The following is a 15520-nucleotide window of genomic DNA, read 5'->3' as shown; positions in this document are numbered from 1 at the left end:
CATTCTACGGTATGAAGTCATAGCCATCAACCAATGATGGCTATTCAAATATATTCAAAACAAAGGGTTACATGCTGCTATGTGATGGGTTATCAAACGGTTAGCCTTGGATTTCAAACTCAAAACGATCACCTGTGGGCAAACTCAAACGGCCTGACTGCTCTTTCTCGATTGGCGTCAAGATAGTCAGCCCACCACTGAAGCATTAGCCTCCGCTCATCGAGATGTTCAGCAAGATGGATATAAGCAGCGCGAACGTTATTACGCTCCTGATGGCTCATCTGACGTTCAACAGCATCTTTTGACCATAAGCCGGATTCGATCAAGGCACTACAGGCCATAGAGCGGAAACCATGTCCACAAACTTCCGTTTTAGTGTCATAGCCCATTTTACGAAGCGCATTGTTGATAGTGTTTTCACTCATGGGTTTATAGGCATAATGATCACCAATGAAGATGATTTCCTGATCGCCACTGAGCTTCTGAATTTCTCTCAGGGTTGCTATTGCCTGCTTGCTTAATGGGACAAGGTGAGGGGTTTTCATCTTAGAGCCGCGGCTGGAGTGTTTTACCCCTTGAAGTTCGTCACGTTCTGCAGGTATCGTCCAGAGCGCATTCTTGAAATCAATTTCAGACCAACGGGCAAAACGCATCTCACTTGAACGAACAAAAGTCAGTAAAGTGAGTCGCACAGCAAGGCGGGTTAGCTGTCTTCCTCTATAGCTCTCAATACGGCTCAGAAGCTCTGTAATGCGTTCAAATGGAAGAGCGGGGCGATGGACTCGTTTCGCTGTTGCAATGGCTCCAGCTAAGTCCTGAGCAGGGTTACTATCGATAATACTGTTATGGACAGCATATCGCATGATAGCGGTGATACGTTGCTGGAGACGAGCAGCAATCTCAAGATGCCCGGACTTTTCAGCCGCCTTAATTGGTTGAAGTAGGTCACGGGTTTTGAGGTCGGTAATGTTTCGTTTACCAATAACAGGGAACACATGGTTGGTAAGGCTGTTCAGCACTCTCTCTGCGTGAGTTTCTGACCAGTTGATGTTGCTTGCATGCCAGTCTCTGGCAACGGACTCAAAAGCAAGAGCGCCGCTTTGCTCTACCTTTTCTGTTTTTTTCTTTTCGGAGGGGTCGATACCAGCAGCAATTAATCTTCTGGCATCATCTCTACGGTTACGGGCATCAGCAAGAGAGACAGCAGGGTAGACCCCAAGAGCCAGTAGCTTTTGTTTTCCTGCAAAGCGGTATTGTAGACGCCAGTATTTGGAACCATTAGGATGAATAAGAAGATGCATGCCGTTGCCGTCAGTGAGCTTTACAGGCTTGTCGGCGGACTTTGCATTTCTTACTTTGACATCAGTGAGAGCCATCGTTTACCCCTCCCTGTGATGGTACAAAACGTATCGAACTAACAATACCAACAGATATACCATCAAGGCAATGTGGATGTTGATGAATGTTAGTGAACGTCAGCGAGGGGGGTAAAGTAGATAGTTTGTTGACTTTAAAAAGAAAAACGGACGTCAATGGACGTCCGTGTATGAATAAGTGGTGCCCGGACCCGGAATCGAACCAGGGACACGCGGATTTTCAATCCGCTGCTCTACCGACTGAGCTATCCGGGCAACGGGGCGCATTAAACCTTAAAGGGGAACCAGCGTCAACGGATTTTCGGGAAAAAATACCGTTACGGGTGTTGATTGCCTGCTTTTCAGGCAATGTCATGTGATGATCAGGTCAGTGCGCCTGCTGTGCGGCACTGGGCCAGACGCAGGATATCCTCCGCCAGTCGGCGGGCGGTTTCCACGTCCTGCCTGCTGCGATGCACCAGCAGGCGGCTGAGGCAGCCTTCCAGCACCAGCTCCATCTGTTTCGCCACCATGTCCGGATCGTCTACTTCCAGCATTGTCAGCAGTTCGTGGGTGTAATTCCACGCCGCCTGCTTCTGTTCGGTCGCCAACTGATGAATCGGATGCCCGGCTTGCGGAAAAACGCTGCAGGCGGCGATAAACAGGCAGCCCGGGTAGCGTTTATTATCAACGCATTCAGCCAGCGCATCATAACGGGCCAGCAGCTTTTGCTGCGGGCTTTGGGTCTCATCGTGAATTAACTGGCGGCGCCAGGCCTCAATTTGCTGACTGTGATAGCGCAGGGCATCGTAGAGCAGCGCCTCCCGGTCTGGCCAGAAATGCCGGAGCTCGTCGAGTGAATAGTCGGCCTCTGCGGCCACCATTTCCAGCGTGGTGCTGACAAGTCCCTCCCGCTCCAGCAGATGCAGGGCCTGCTCTAACACTTCTTCGCGTTGCACGGTCGTCTCCTTATTGGTTCCCTGTCAGGCTGTGCCGCCAAATCGTAGCGGGCACAGCCTGAGTGTTGTTTACTTCAGGTTATTCTGCAAATGCGTACGAAAGCGCCCGGCATCCATAAATCCGGTCACGCGCGCCTGGGGTTGTTCCTCTCCCTCTTTATTAAAGAACAGAATTGTCGGTAGCCCCAATACCTTAAGCCGTTTTAGCAGGGCCACGTCACGCGGACTGTTAGCGGTGACGTCCGCCTGCAACAGAACGACGTTCCCCAAAGCCTGCTGAACCGGAAGGGCGCTGAAGGTGTATTTTTCGAACTCTTTACAGGCCACGCACCAGTTGGCGTAGAGATCCAGCATCACCGGTTTGCCGTTTGCCTGGGCCAGCGCCTGGTCGAGATCGTCCACGCTGGCGATACGGGTAAAGTTCAGGTGCGGCCGTGGTTCGCTCTGGGTGGAGCCGAACGCCCAGTCCTGTAGCGGACGAGCGCCGACCAGCGTCGCGCCCAGCAGCAGAATCTGCAACAGTGGCAGCCAGCGCATTTTTGCCCTCAGGCTGGCAATGAAAGCCCAGCCGAAGAAGGCGACGGCCAGAGCGCTCCACATCCGGATGCCCCAGGGCTCGCCTGTAATTCGCTCCAGCAGAAAGACCGGTAGCGCAAGAATTACAAAGCCGAAGGCTATCTTAACGTTTTCCATCCACGGGCCGCTTTTAGGCAGCAGGCGGTTACCGAACACCGCTACCAGAATCAGAGGCAGCCCCATGCCCAGAGCATAGAGCCAGAGCGTGACGCCGCCCAACAGCATATCACCGCTCTGGGCGATATAGAGCAGAATGGCGCTCAGCGGCGCGGTGGTGCAGGGGGAACAAATCAGCCCTGCGATGGCGCCCATCACGAATACACCCGCCAGCGAGCCGCCCTGCTGGCGATTGCTCATCAACGTCAGGCGGGTCTGGAGCGACGAAGGCAGTTGTAACGTGAAGACCCCGAACATCGACAGCGCCAGCAGAACGAAAATGATGGAAAGGCCGATCAGGACGTAAGGATGCTGAAGCGCCGCCTGGAACTGAAGCCCTGCTGCGGCCACCACCAGACCCAGAGCGGTGTAGGTCAGCGCCATGCCCTGTACGTAAACAAAGGCCAGCAGTAACGCCCGGCCGGTGGAAAGCCGCTGACGGCCGCCCAGCACGATGCCGGAAATTAGTGGGTACATCGGCAGTACGCAAGGGGTGAAAGCTACGCCAATTCCAATCAGTAGCGCCCAGAGCGTGGAAAACGGCAGAGCTGGTGCAGGCGCCGGATCGGTTGCCGGGGCTATCTGAACCGCCTGCTGGTTTTCATTCGCGCCTGATGACGCAACGGCGCTTAGCGGTATGGTTTTGGTTTCCGGAGGATAGCAGAAGCCCGCCTCGGCGCAGCCCTGATAAGTAACGCGCAGGCTGGCACCGGCGCCTGCCTGTTTCACCGACAGCGCCAGGTTCAGCTCATCCGGGAAGATTTGGCTCTTGCCGTAAAACTCGTCCTCGTGCCATTTGCCCTGCGGTAGGGTAAATGCGGCCAGTTCGGCGCCTTCTGGAACCAGTTTAATTTGCTGTCGGTAGAGGTAATAACCCGGCTTCACCTGCCAGTGCAGCGCCAGATCTCGACCATTTTGCTGAAAATCGAAGGCAAACGCGCGATCCACAGGCACAAACTGGCTCTGCCCCTGATTATCGAATAACCCCGCAAAGGCCGGAGCGGTGAAGAGAAATAAGATTAACGTAAAGACGCGTAGAGCCATGACAGGTACTCACTATCTCCTTGTATCACGGGCAAAACCAGAAGTTCCGGTGTCTCGTAAGGGTGGTTGCGTTTCAGGCTGATAAGGAGTTCATCCACGTGGGCTTTATCGCTTTTGATCAGCATCTGAACTTCATATTCCTGTTCCAGCTTTCCCTGCCAGTGATAGAGCGAGGTAGCGCCGGGCAGTAGCGTCACGCAGGCGGCGAGCTTTTCTCCCAGTATGTAAGAAGCCAGCTCCTGGGCGGCGGATTCATCGGGGGCGGTGCAAAGAATAACTACGGCGTCGGGCGTTGTCATGGCAAACCTCCGTATCAGCAAGTTGTGAGCAGACTATATCACGGCGGTCAGGTTGTAATGTGGGTAAATCGCCCCCTTCATGGAAGGGGGCATGAAGTGTTACAAAATAAGGCCGCCGACGAGGAAGCCCAGAATCACGCACAGTACGATGGCGATAACCCCGGGGATCAGGAAGGAGTGGTTAAAGACATACTTACCGATGCGGGTGGAACCGGTGTCGTCCATCTCTACCGCCGCCAGCAGTGTGGGGTAGGTGGGCAGCACGAATAGCGCCGAAACGGCGGCAAAAGAGGCGATAGCCGTGAGTGGGGTGACGCCCAGCATGAGTGCCGCGGGCATCAGCGCCTTGGTGGTGGCCGCCTGGGAATAGAGCAGGGTGGCGGCGAAGAACAGCACCACCGCCAGTAGCCACGGGTAGTTATGCAACAGTTCACCAGCAACTTCCTGAATATCGCCGATATGGTGCTTCACAAAGGTGTCGCCCAGCCAGGCCACACCCAGCACGCAGACGCAGGCGCTCATCCCGGATTTAAAGGTCGCGGCGTTAAGGATTTCGCCGGTGTCCACTTTACAGGTCACACAGATCAGAGTGGCGATGGTCAGCATAAAGACCACGATGGCTTCGTTACGCGGCAGCACCGGGTTGCTGATCAGGCCAACGGTATCGCTGATGGCGGTAGCGTAGAACATGACTGCGACAATGCCTACCAGGAACAGCAGTACCGAACGGCGGGCATGGGGCTTCAGTTCAAACACTTTGCTGCCGCGTAGGGTGACTTCGCCTTTGGCCAGGCGCTCCTGATAGACCGGATCGTCTTTCAGTTCGCAGCCCAGGAAGTTGCAGACCACGGCAGTCAGCATCACGGCCACCAGGGTGACCGGAATGCAGATACCGAGCAGGGTCAGGTAGCTGACGCCCAACGGCTCCAGGATTCCGGCAAAGAACACCACGGCGGCGGAGATTGGCGAAGCGGTAATCGCAATCTGTGAGGCGACCACGGCGATGGAAAGTGGGCGCGACGGACGAATGCCCTGTTCTTTCGCCACTTCGGTAATCACCGGCATGGTAGAGAAGGCGGTATGTCCTGTGCCTGCCAGAATGGTCATAAACCAGGTCACCAGCGGCGCGATAAAGGTAATGTATTTCGGGTGACGGCGCAGCAGGCGTTCGGCAAGGCTGACCAGGTAGTCCATGCCGCCCGCCACCTGCATGGCGGCGATAGCGGCGATAACCGCCATAATGATCTCAATAACGTCAAAGGGTATTGCCCCCGGGTCGACCTGAAAGAGCAGCGTTAAAACTAATACTCCCAGCCCACCGGCAAAGCCGATCCCAATGCCGCCGAGTCTGGCTCCCAGATAGATTGCCAGCAAAACGATGACAAGTTCAGCACCAAACATGATGGTTTCCTTACAAGATTGCTAAGTTGAAAATAAATTGTTGTGTATTCGTAGAAGCATAAAAGAAAAAAGGCACGTCACAATGGACGTGCCTTTCGTTGCTAACCCGGTTTGGTCTTATTGTTCGCTTTCATCGGTATAGCGTTTAGCTTTATAAGCGGGGTGCATCAGGTTCTGCACCGAAAAGATATCGTCCAGTTCCGCTTCACTCAGCAGGCCGCGCTCCAGAACCACTTCGCGCACGCTCTTGCCGGTTTCCGCGCAGATTTTCCCGACGATATCGCCATTGTGATGGCCAATATACGGGTTCAGGTAGGTGACGATGCCGATAGAGTTATAGACATAGCTTTCACATACCTCTTTATTCGCGGTAATGCCATTCACGGTTTTTTCCAGCAAATTGTAGCAGGCATTGGTCAGAATATGGATGGATTCGAACAGCGCCTGACCGATTACCGGTTCCATTACGTTCAGCTGTAGCTGGCCGGCTTCCGCCGCCATAGTCACCGTACTGTCGTTGCCGATGACTTTGAAGCAGACCTGATTGACTACTTCCGGCACAACGGGGTTAACTTTGGCTGGCATAATAGAAGAACCCGCCTGCAGCTCCGGCAAATTGATTTCGTTAAGGCCTGCGCGCGGGCCAGAAGAGAGCAGGCGTAGATCGTTACAAATCTTGGAAAGCTTCACCGCCAGACGCTTCAGGGAGCTGTGTACCATAACGTAGGCGCCGCAGTCGGAGGTGGCTTCGATCAGATCCTCTGCCGCAACTACTGGTAGGTTGCTGACTTCCGCCAGTTTCTGTACCGCCAGCTGCTGGTAGCCGTCCGGGGTGTTGAGGCGGGTGCCGATAGCCGTAGCGCCAAGGTTGACTTCAAGCAGCAGCTCGGCGGTACGCAGCAGGTTTTTGGTTTCTTCGTTCAGCAGTACCTGGAAGGCGTGGAATTCCTGGCCCAGGGTCATGGGAACGGCGTCCTGCAGCTGGGTGCGGCCCATTTTCAGCACGCCTTCGAACTCAACACCTTTACGCTGGAAGCCTTCGCCCAGTTGGTTAATAGCATCGACCAGTTTCACAATGGAGGTATACACCGCGATACGGAAACCCGTGGGGTAGGCGTCGTTGGTGGACTGGCATTTGTTCACGTGGTCGTTGGGATTGAGGTACTGATACTCTCCTTTCTGATGGCCCATTAGCTCAAGGCCGATGTTGGCCAATACTTCATTGGTGTTCATGTTAACAGAGGTACCAGCGCCGCCCTGGTAGACGTCCACCGGGAACTGATCCATGCATTTACCGTTATTCAGCACTTCGTCGCAGGCGGCAATGATGCTGTCGGCAACGCTGCGCGGAATGGTCTGCAACTCTTTATTCGCCAGCGCGGCGGCCTTTTTGACCATCACCATACCGCGCACAAACTCAGGGATGTCGCTGATTTTGTTGTTACTGATATAGAAGTTTTCAATCGCTCTCAGAGTATGGATACCGTAGTAGGCCTCTGCCGGAACTTCCCTGGTACCCAACAAATCTTCTTCGATACGAATGTTGTTTAACATATGAACCTTCTTATGCAAGCTGCAGGATGAATTGTTAAGAACTCATACAGGATCTGTGGTTATATAGCTATTCGGCCGATGATTATTTCCATATACGGCCAGGTTGCCATGATCATATGCTGCTTCGGCCAAAAAGCCGTAAGCTGGATCACTTATTATGGGCGCCGCTTCATCAGATTTCCTAATATGTGAGTCATGTCACTGCCTGAAAATTTAGCGTAAAAATCGAGAGACGGAGGATTGATTTTTGACTAAGGCGTCGCCATCTCTGGTGAATGCCGTCAGGCCCATTTTCCCGCGGTCGCATTATTGCGGCCGCCGCTACTTACAGGAGCTGCGGGTGCGCTGGATACCGTTAATCGCCATCTTCCTCTACGTCTACTTAGAGATGTCCATTTTCATTCAGGTCGCCCAGGTGATAGGCGTGCTGTTAACCCTGGTGCTGGTGATCTTCACTTCGGTGATCGGTATGTCGCTGGTGCGTAATCAGGGCTTTAAAAACTTCATTCTGATGCAGCAGAAAATATCGGAAGGAGAGAATCCGGCAGCAGAAATGATTAAGAGCGCGTCGCTGATTATCGCTGGCATGTTGCTCCTTTTACCTGGCTTCTTTACCGATTTTCTGGGACTGCTGTTGCTGCTGCCGCCGGTGCAGAAGCTGCTGACCGTGCGCCTGCTTCCTCATTTGCGTTTTACCCGTACGCCTGGCGGCGGTTTCGGCCAGGGGGCTGGCGGGGGCCAGACCTTCGATGGAGAGTTCCAGCGCAAAGATGAATCGCCGAAGTCGCTGGAAGAGCGCGATCGCGACGAGCGATAAAAAAACAAAAAATTTTTCATTTTCCCCCTTGAAGGGGAATTGGGAGACCCCCATCTCTCTCGTCACCAGCCAGGGGCGATAACGATCCTGGCGTAACCCTAAACTGATACGGACTTTCTCATAGGAGAGCTATCAATGAAAATTCGTCCATTGCATGATCGTGTGATCGTCAAGCGTAAAGAAGTTGAATCCAAATCTGCTGGCGGCATCGTTCTTACCGGCTCTGCGGCGGGTAAATCCACCCGTGGCGAAGTGCTGGCTGTAGGCAATGGCCGCATCCTTGAAAATGGCGAAGTGAAGCCGCTGGACGTGAAAGTTGGCGACATCGTGATTTTCAACGATGGCTACGGTGTTAAAGCTGAGAAGATCGACAATGAAGAAGTGCTGATTATGTCCGAAGGCGACATTCTGGCGATTGTTGAAGCTTAATCTCACACGTGAAGTAACTAAGAACGTACGAATTTAAGGGAAAGAACAAATGGCAGCTAAAGACGTAAAATTCGGTAATGACGCACGCACCAAAATGCTGCGCGGCGTTAACGTACTGGCAGACGCAGTAAAAGTCACTCTGGGCCCGAAAGGCCGTAACGTTGTGCTGGACAAGTCCTTCGGCGCGCCGACCATCACTAAAGATGGCGTTTCCGTTGCGCGTGAAATCGAACTGGAAGACAAGTTCGAAAATATGGGCGCGCAGATGGTGAAAGAAGTGGCCTCTAAAGCGAACGACGCTGCAGGCGACGGCACCACCACCGCGACCGTGCTGGCGCAGGCTATCGTTAGCGAAGGCCTGAAAGCCGTTGCTGCGGGCATGAACCCGATGGATCTGAAGCGCGGTATCGATAAAGCCGTTATCGCAGCCGTTGAAGAGCTGAAAGCGCTGTCTGTACCTTGCTCTGACTCCAAAGCCATTGCTCAGGTTGGTACCATCTCTGCTAACTCTGACGAAACCGTCGGCAAACTGATCGCCGAAGCGATGGAAAAAGTAGGCAAAGAGGGGGTTATTACCGTAGAGGAAGGCACCGGTCTGCAGGACGAGCTGGACGTGGTTGAAGGTATGCAGTTCGACCGTGGCTACCTGTCTCCGTACTTCATCAACAAACCGGAAACCGGTACCGTTGAGCTGGAAAACCCGTTCATCCTGCTGGCTGACAAGAAAATCTCCAACATCCGCGAACTGCTGCCGCTGCTGGAAGCCGTAGCGAAAGCCGGCAAGCCGCTGCTGATCGTTGCTGAAGACGTTGAAGGCGAAGCGCTGGCGACCCTGGTGGTGAACACCATGCGCGGCATCGTGAAAGTGGCTGCTGTTAAGGCACCGGGCTTCGGTGACCGTCGTAAAGCCATGCTGCAGGATATCGCTGTCCTGACTGGCGGTACCGTTATCTCTGAAGAGATCGGTATGGAACTGGAAAAAGCGACCCTGGAAGATCTGGGTCAGGCGAAACGCGTAGCTATCAACAAAGACACCACGACTATCATCGACGGTACTGGTGAAGAAGCAGCAATCCAGGGGCGTGTTACCCAGATTCGTCAGCAGATCGAAGAAGCGACTTCCGACTACGATCGCGAAAAACTGCAGGAGCGCGTGGCGAAACTGGCTGGCGGCGTAGCCGTTATCAAAGTTGGCGCGGCAACTGAAGTTGAAATGAAAGAGAAGAAAGCCCGCGTTGAAGATGCGCTGCACGCGACCCGCGCTGCAGTAGAAGAAGGCGTGGTCGCCGGTGGTGGCGTAGCGCTGGTACGTGTGGCAGCGAAGCTGGCTGGTCTGACCGGTCAGAACGAAGAGCAGAATGTTGGTATCAAGGTCGCTCTGCGCGCAATGGAAGCTCCGCTGCGTCAGATCGTTTCCAACGCCGGTGAAGAGCCGTCTGTGGTTGCTAACAACGTGAAAGCGGGCGACGGTAACTACGGTTACAACGCGGCTACCGAAGAGTACGGCAACATGATCGACTTCGGTATTCTGGATCCGACCAAGGTTACCCGTTCTGCCCTGCAGTACGCTTCTTCCGTTGCTGGTCTGATGATCACCACCGAGTGCATGGTGACTGACCTGCCGAAAGAAGATAAAGCTGACTTAGGCGCAGCTGGCGGCATGGGTGGTATGGGTGGTATGGGCGGCATGATGTAAGCCGCGCTTATTGCGCAAACCCGTGTGATAAAGACCCCTGGCTTTGGCCGGGGGTTTTTTATTGGCGTCATCACTGTCATCATCACAGTTCGTGGGCCTGTGTATAATTTTGTAACAGAGCGTGGTATAAGGACATACCGACTGCCAGTGTCTGATTTTTTAATAATGAGGAAAAACATGCGCGTAAAACTTTCTGCAGGAATGGTTGTGGCGGCACTGCTGCTGGCAGGCTGTAGCACCAGCAAATCGCTGTCTACGGCTGGTGAGAGCGTTCGTTTTGTTCAGGAGCAACCGGGTAGCGAGTGTCAATTGCTGGGGACCGCAACCGGCGAGCAGAATAACTGGCTTTCCGGCCCCGGAGGCGGTGAAGGCGGCTCTATGCGTAGCGCGGCCAACGATCTGCGTAATCAGGCCGCGGCCATGGGCGGTAACGTGCTGTATGGCGTCAGCAGCCCGGATCAGAACCTGCTTTCCAGCTTTGTGCCTACCGCCAGCAAGATGACGGGCCAGGTCTATAAATGCCCGAACTGATTGCGGATGATGATGAAAAGGGCCATGAATCCATGGCCCTTAATTTTTCAGCCTCCTGCTAACAGCTTCAGTTAGCAGTCATCAATAATCAGATAAGCCGCGTTTACCGGGCCGTGAACGCCGACAACCTTAATCAGCTCAATGTCCGCCGTGGAGCTGGGGCCGCTAATCAGATTGATGCAGGACGGCATACGTTCGCCCTGCATCGCCTTCTGGTGCAGCGTTTCCGCCAGTTGCGCCACCCTCGGCAGAATGGTGCTTTTGCGCAGAATAAAGATGGACGATTCCGGCAGCAGGCTGATGGAGCGCCCGCGCTCCGGCGCGGAAAACAGCACTACGCCGCCGGATTCGGTTAGTCCGTATTCAGCATAGACCACCCCGACCTTCGCCCGTTCCGCCCGCCGGATGTTCTGTTCGCCGGCAGCGGGTTCCCAGACATCAGCCTGAAGCGCTTCGGTCAGGCGCTGCGTGACGCCAAGCGCTTTCAGGCGCTCGTCGCCGCTGACTACGACCGGCGCGCCGCCATATTCTTCGCACAGGCGTAGCGCGGCATCGGCGACCTCAGTTTCGCTGGTCATTTCACAACTGACCAGCATGGCTTCGGAGGCAAACTGAATAAATGCGTCGCAGCGCTGTTGAGCATCCAGTTCCGTCAGGCGCGTGGTGGCATAGTCATTCACCGGCTCAGGGGGCGCTTCCGGTGTTGTGCGAACTTCACGTCCGAGCTGGCTGGCAATATTAGCCAGAAAAGCATCGCGATTTTCCATTATTTACTCCCCTGCTTTTTGTGTTTCTTAAACCAGCTGCGGAAGCTTTCGCCGTCCGCTTGCGGAAGATCCCTCGCTTCGGTCCAATCGGCGATGACGCCGGAATTAATCGGGGCTTTGCCGCCCTTAATGAACCAGCTTGCCGCTTTTGCACCAGCCACCATACCCACCTTCCACAGGCCAGGATGGCTGTTGGCCATAGTGAACATCCGGGTGGCGCGCTGTTCCGCTTTCGGCGTCATGCCGCTTTCCGCCATGACGCGGCGATGGCGCAGGATAAGCTTAGAGAGCGGTATCTTCACCGGGCAGACGCTGTCGCAGGCGGTACACAGCGAACAGGCATAGGGGAGATCTTTAAAATCCTCGTAGCCCCCCAGCAGCGGTGAAATAACGGCGCCGACCGGGCCGGGGTAGATAGAGCCGTAGCCGTGGCCGCCAATATGACGATAGGCCGGGCATGTATTCATACAGGCGCCACAGCGGATGCAGCGCAGGATGTCCTGGAACTGGGTGCCCAGCGCCTTTGAACGACCATTATCGACAATCACCAGGTGAAAGTTTTCCGGGCCGTCGACGTCGCCCGCTTCCCGGGGGCCGGTTAGCCAGGTATTGTAGCCGGTCAGGCGGGCACCGACCGCGCTGCGCGCCAGCATGGTAATCAGCACATCCACCTCTTTGAAGGTGGGGGCGATACGCTCCATCCCCATCACCGCGATATGGGTCTTCGGCAGCGTGGTGGACATACGTGCGTTGCCCTCGTTGGTGACCAGGCAAACAGAGCCGGTTTCGGCCACGGCGAAGTTACAGCCGGTCACGCCGATGTCGGCGCTCAGAAAATCCTCACGGATCCTGCGGCGGATAAACAGCGTCATCGCTTCCGGAGTATCCGGGCCGTCATAGCCCAGCTTTTCGTTCAGCACCCGGCGGATTTGCTGGCGATCTTTATGGATGGCGGGAACCACAATATGCGATGGTGCATCGTGATCCAACTGCAGGATGTATTCCGCCAGATCGGTTTCCAGCACCTCGACGCCCGCTTCGTTCAGCGCGTGGTTCATACCGATCTCTTCGGTGACCATCGATTTCGCTTTCACGACCTTGCGCGCGTTCTGTTCCCGGGCGACCCTAACGATATAGTCGGTAGCCTCTTCTTTGGTACTGGCGAAGAATACATGACCGCCGTTGGCGGTGACTTTTTCTGAAAGCTGATACAGGTAAGCATCCAGGTTTGCCAGCACGTGATTACGAATCTGTTCCGCCCGTTCGCGCCAGGCTTCCCAGTGGCCAAGCTCGTCTACCATTTTCTGGCGATTGGCGCCGATGGTCTCCTGCGCTTTGGCCACCGCATGGCGCATGATGGGGTCGTTAATCTCTTCGCGAATGCGATCCTTAAAGTTGAGGTCGCTGGTTTTCAGGTACATAGCGTCTCCTTAACGACTCATCAGAACTTCGGCGATATGCATCACTTTCACCGGCTGGCCTTCGCGCTGCATACGGCCGCCGATATTAATCAGGCAGCTAACGTCGGCGCCGATCAGATAGTCGGGCTGTACTTCCATCATATGGGCGACCTTCTCCTTCACCATTTCGCCGGAGATCTCCGCCATCTTAACCGAGAAGGTGCCGCCAAAGCCGCAGCAGGTTTCCTGGGCATCGAACGGCAGCAGCTCCAGCCCCTCTACGTGATTCAGAAGAGCCAGGGGTTCATCTTTCACTCCCATTTTACGAAACAGGCTGCAGGAGGGGTGATAGACCGCTTTACCGGGCAGCCGGGCGCCCACATTGGTGACCCCTAACTCTTTAACGATAAAGGTGGTCAGATCGAACATCCGATCGGCTACGCGTCGGGCACGCTCGGCCCATTCAGGTTCCCCGTCCAGCCACTGGGCATAGCCTTTAATGGCATAGGTACAGGAGCCGGCAGGGGAAATGATGGGATCGTCGTTCTCTTCCAGCGCGGCGATTAACGTTTTCATTCCCGGAATCGCGTCTTTAATGTAGCCACCATTGATGGCGGGCTGCCCACAGCAGCCCTGCTTTTCCGGGAAGTTAACGTTACAGCCTAACTGCTCAAGCAGCAGAACTGAGTCACGCGCCATGCGCGACTTCAGGGCGTCACCGATACAGGTGACAAAAAAGTTAACATTCACGACATTTCTCCCATTGCTTATGCAATTTAATCTTATTTTTTAGCGGCTTCAGGCCATAAACAGATACCAGCCAAGACCTACTATAAGGCCCAGACCGACGATATAGGCACAGCAGTACTTCAGGGTGCCGGACATAATCTTGTCGCCCTGGCCATCCATACGGGTGGCGGAGACGGCAATGGCGATACTCTGTGGCGAAATCATTTTTCCGCCCGTGGCGCCCGCGGTATTCGCAGCTGCCAGCCAGTTGGGATCGACATGCAGCTTATCGGCGGCCATCACCTGAAGCTTACCGAACAGCACGTTAGCGTTGGTGTCGCTGCCGGTCACGAAGGTTCCGACCGCTCCGATAACGGGAGCGATAAACAGATAAGCACCGCCGGTGACATCCACCATAGTATGTGCCATTGAAGCGATCAGGCCGCTGATGTCCATCACAGTCGCCATCGCCACAATAGCGGTAATGGCGATAATCGAATTTTTAAGCTGTTTCACGGTGCTGAAGAAGACGCTAAACATGGTGGGCACCGAGGCTCCCTGAATGGCGCCGCCCAGCAGTGAAGCGATAATAATCAGTATCCCGGGAGTGGCTATCCATTCTACCTTCAGCGCCAGTGAGCCGCTGCCAGCCAGCGGGAAATGGAAAGTACTGGCCAGCTGCGACACGCTGGCCTTTAGCCCCGGAAACAGCGGTGAGCACAGCATAATGAAGACAAAGATCAGAATGTAGATAGTGCAGGCCCGCAGGATCTGAGCGCCAGAGTAGTGCAGCTCTTTGGACTCGTCAGCGGTTTCAATTCGCCAGGCGGAGTCGGTGGGTGCCTTGCGACTCTTCGCTATCGCCACCACGACAATCAGGCTGACCAGGCTACCGGCAAAGGCGGGCAGCTCGGCGCCCAGATGAATCGCCACAATGTATTGAGGAATCAGGGTGGTGACGCCGCACAGCAGGGTGATAAGAAAGACGCCGCGAATGGCTTTAATACCGCCACCGATGATAGCGACAATGACAAAAGGCAGCAGAATATTGAACAGCGCCAGCTGAGTGATGACCACACCGCTCAGAGTGGTGACCGGCAAACTGGCCTGCTCCGCCAGTATCGAGACTGGAATCCCCACCGCGCCGAAGGCTGTGGGAACGGTATTAGCCACCAGTGAAGCGACAGCTGCCTTTAGCGGATTAAAGCCCAGTGCAATCAGAATGCCGATGGGGATCGCCACGGCAGTGCCGTAACCGGCGGCCGCTTCCAGAAAGCCGCCGAAACACCAGGAAATTAGCAGTACCTGAATGCGTTTGTCGTCGCTGATGCTGGCGAGGACGTCTTTCAGAACCGCCATTCCGCCGGTTTTGAGCATCAGGTTATAGCTGTAAATCGCGCCCAGAATCACGATGATTATCGGCCACAGCCCTTTACCGATGCCATAGCCTACGGCGGAACCCAGGGTCTGGAGTGGGGTGTCCCAGAACAGCCAGGCGAAGGCCAGAGTAATGGCGAGGGTGACCAGAACGGCGTAATGGATAGGGGTTTTCACTTTCAGGATCAGGACGATCATCACCAGCAGCGGGAAGACGCCCAGCAAGAACAGCAGGTAGTCGTTCATTATTATTCTTCCTTAGGGTACAGAAGTTTTCCTTAACCAGAGGCGGTTAGATGCTCTATTTGTATAACTTATTGTTAATGTATTTTTACAGATGTAGATCAAGTTAGCGACGGATGGCTAAAATTTCGCATTGAAAGTTAAAATTTTGTTTGGGTCGATGTAGGCAAGAACATCCCGGCCGGTG

Annotated in this window: 14 protein-coding genes and 1 tRNA gene; 4 read left to right on the top strand and 11 right to left on the bottom strand. The window is 54.7% G+C overall.

Annotated features, from left to right (window positions below; translation table 11 throughout):
• Window positions 1–128 precede the first annotated feature (128 nt).
• From V3W49_RS03950 to aspA, 7 genes are all read right to left on the bottom strand, one after another.
• Entirely contained in the window at window positions 129–1376 is a 1248-nt protein-coding gene (locus V3W49_RS03950) for a tyrosine-type recombinase/integrase (RefSeq protein ID WP_087796239.1), read from the bottom strand.
• 179 nt (window positions 1377–1555) lie between these two features.
• Window positions 1556–1631, bottom strand: a tRNA-Phe gene (locus V3W49_RS03945).
• Window positions 1632–1738: 107 nt separating this feature from the next.
• Complete coding sequence (locus V3W49_RS03940; RefSeq protein WP_500143830.1) at window positions 1739–2314, bottom strand: transcriptional regulator; 576 nt, start codon at window positions 2312–2314, stop codon at window positions 1739–1741.
• Window positions 2315–2383: 69 nt separating this feature from the next.
• Entirely contained in the window at window positions 2384–4090 is a 1707-nt protein-coding gene (locus tag V3W49_RS03935) for a protein-disulfide reductase DsbD (RefSeq protein ID WP_500143828.1), read from the bottom strand.
• The gene (cutA, locus tag V3W49_RS03930) at window positions 4066–4389 is read right to left on the bottom strand and encodes a divalent cation tolerance protein CutA (protein WP_500143826.1); all 324 of its coding nucleotides are present in this window, start codon (window positions 4387–4389) and stop codon (window positions 4066–4068) included. Before cutA ends, V3W49_RS03935 begins: the two co-directional genes overlap by 25 nt.
• 99 nt (window positions 4390–4488) lie before the next feature.
• A complete protein-coding gene (locus tag V3W49_RS03925; RefSeq protein WP_500143824.1) occupies window positions 4489–5790 on the bottom strand; it encodes an anaerobic C4-dicarboxylate transporter in 1302 nt (433 codons plus the stop codon).
• 117 nt (window positions 5791–5907) lie between these two features.
• Window positions 5908–7344 carry an aspartate ammonia-lyase gene (aspA, locus tag V3W49_RS03920; RefSeq protein WP_500143822.1) on the bottom strand — a complete coding sequence of 479 codons (1437 nt, stop codon included), beginning with the start codon at window positions 7342–7344 and terminating at the stop codon, window positions 5908–5910.
• A 340-nt stretch (window positions 7345–7684) separates the two neighbouring features.
• Between aspA and V3W49_RS03915 the strand changes: the two genes are divergently transcribed.
• The 4 genes from V3W49_RS03915 (at window position 7685) to V3W49_RS03900 (ending at window position 10817) form a co-directional block, all read left to right on the top strand.
• A complete protein-coding gene (locus tag V3W49_RS03915) occupies window positions 7685–8161 on the top strand; it encodes an FxsA family protein (protein WP_500143821.1) in 477 nt (158 codons plus the stop codon).
• Window positions 8162–8296: 135 nt separating this feature from the next.
• Window positions 8297–8590 (top strand): co-chaperone GroES, encoded by a 294-nt coding sequence (locus V3W49_RS03910; RefSeq protein ID WP_154777889.1) that lies wholly within the window; start codon window positions 8297–8299, stop codon window positions 8588–8590.
• Between the two features lie 49 nt (window positions 8591–8639).
• Window positions 8640–10286, top strand: coding sequence for a chaperonin GroEL (gene groL / locus V3W49_RS03905; protein WP_500143820.1), 1647 nt, complete (start codon window positions 8640–8642; stop codon window positions 10284–10286).
• A 177-nt stretch (window positions 10287–10463) separates the two neighbouring features.
• Window positions 10464–10817 carry a DUF4156 domain-containing protein gene (locus V3W49_RS03900; protein WP_500143819.1) on the top strand — a complete coding sequence of 118 codons (354 nt, stop codon included), beginning with the start codon at window positions 10464–10466 and terminating at the stop codon, window positions 10815–10817.
• A 71-nt stretch (window positions 10818–10888) separates the two neighbouring features.
• Here the strand turns inward: V3W49_RS03900 and V3W49_RS03895 are convergent, their stop codons facing one another.
• Genes V3W49_RS03895 through V3W49_RS03880 form a run of 4 tightly spaced genes read right to left on the bottom strand, consistent with a single transcriptional unit; the run spans window position 10889 to window position 15336 of the window.
• Window positions 10889–11584 carry a LutC/YkgG family protein gene (locus V3W49_RS03895; protein WP_500143818.1) on the bottom strand — a complete coding sequence of 232 codons (696 nt, stop codon included), beginning with the start codon at window positions 11582–11584 and terminating at the stop codon, window positions 10889–10891.
• Window positions 11584–13005, bottom strand: a complete 1422-nt coding sequence (locus V3W49_RS03890; protein ID WP_500143817.1) for a LutB/LldF family L-lactate oxidation iron-sulfur protein — start codon at window positions 13003–13005, stop codon at window positions 11584–11586. The genes V3W49_RS03895 and V3W49_RS03890 overlap by 1 nt, the downstream gene beginning before the upstream one ends.
• A gap of 9 nt (window positions 13006–13014) precedes the next feature.
• Window positions 13015–13734, bottom strand: a complete 720-nt coding sequence (locus V3W49_RS03885; protein WP_500143816.1) for a (Fe-S)-binding protein — start codon at window positions 13732–13734, stop codon at window positions 13015–13017.
• A gap of 48 nt (window positions 13735–13782) precedes the next feature.
• Window positions 13783–15336, bottom strand: coding sequence for an L-lactate permease (locus tag V3W49_RS03880; RefSeq protein WP_500143815.1), 1554 nt, complete (start codon window positions 15334–15336; stop codon window positions 13783–13785).
• Window positions 15337–15520 lie beyond the last annotated feature (184 nt).

Origin of the sequence: Rosenbergiella sp. YN46 (genome assembly GCF_036620675.1) — a bacterium.
In the GTDB taxonomy this organism is placed as follows: Bacteria; Pseudomonadota; Gammaproteobacteria; order Enterobacterales; family Enterobacteriaceae; genus Jejubacter.
The sequence above is the reverse complement of the archived record's forward strand: the minus strand, read 5'-3'. Positions and strand labels throughout refer to the sequence as shown.

Bases quoted from the DNA above. Each gene is read 5' to 3' on its own strand.
- V3W49_RS03950 (WP_087796239.1), bottom strand. From the start codon at position 1,376: ATGGCTCTCACTGATGTCAAAGTAAGAAATGCAAAGTCCGCCGACAAG.
- V3W49_RS03935 (WP_500143828.1), bottom strand. From the start codon at position 4,090: ATGGCTCTACGCGTCTTTACGTTAATCTTATTTCTCTTCACCGCTCCG.
- cutA (WP_500143826.1), bottom strand. From the start codon at position 4,389: ATGACAACGCCCGACGCCGTAGTTATTCTTTGCACCGCCCCCGATGAA.
- V3W49_RS03925 (WP_500143824.1), bottom strand. From the start codon at position 5,790: ATGTTTGGTGCTGAACTTGTCATCGTTTTGCTGGCAATCTATCTGGGA.
- aspA (WP_500143822.1), bottom strand. From the start codon at position 7,344: ATGTTAAACAACATTCGTATCGAAGAAGATTTGTTGGGTACCAGGGAA.
- V3W49_RS03910 (WP_154777889.1), top strand. From the start codon at position 8,297: ATGAAAATTCGTCCATTGCATGATCGTGTGATCGTCAAGCGTAAAGAA.
- groL (WP_500143820.1), top strand. From the start codon at position 8,640: ATGGCAGCTAAAGACGTAAAATTCGGTAATGACGCACGCACCAAAATG.
- V3W49_RS03900 (WP_500143819.1), top strand. From the start codon at position 10,464: ATGCGCGTAAAACTTTCTGCAGGAATGGTTGTGGCGGCACTGCTGCTG.
- V3W49_RS03895 (WP_500143818.1), bottom strand. From the start codon at position 11,584: ATGGAAAATCGCGATGCTTTTCTGGCTAATATTGCCAGCCAGCTCGGA.
- V3W49_RS03890 (WP_500143817.1), bottom strand. From the start codon at position 13,005: ATGTACCTGAAAACCAGCGACCTCAACTTTAAGGATCGCATTCGCGAA.
- V3W49_RS03880 (WP_500143815.1), bottom strand. From the start codon at position 15,336: ATGAACGACTACCTGCTGTTCTTGCTGGGCGTCTTCCCGCTGCTGGTG.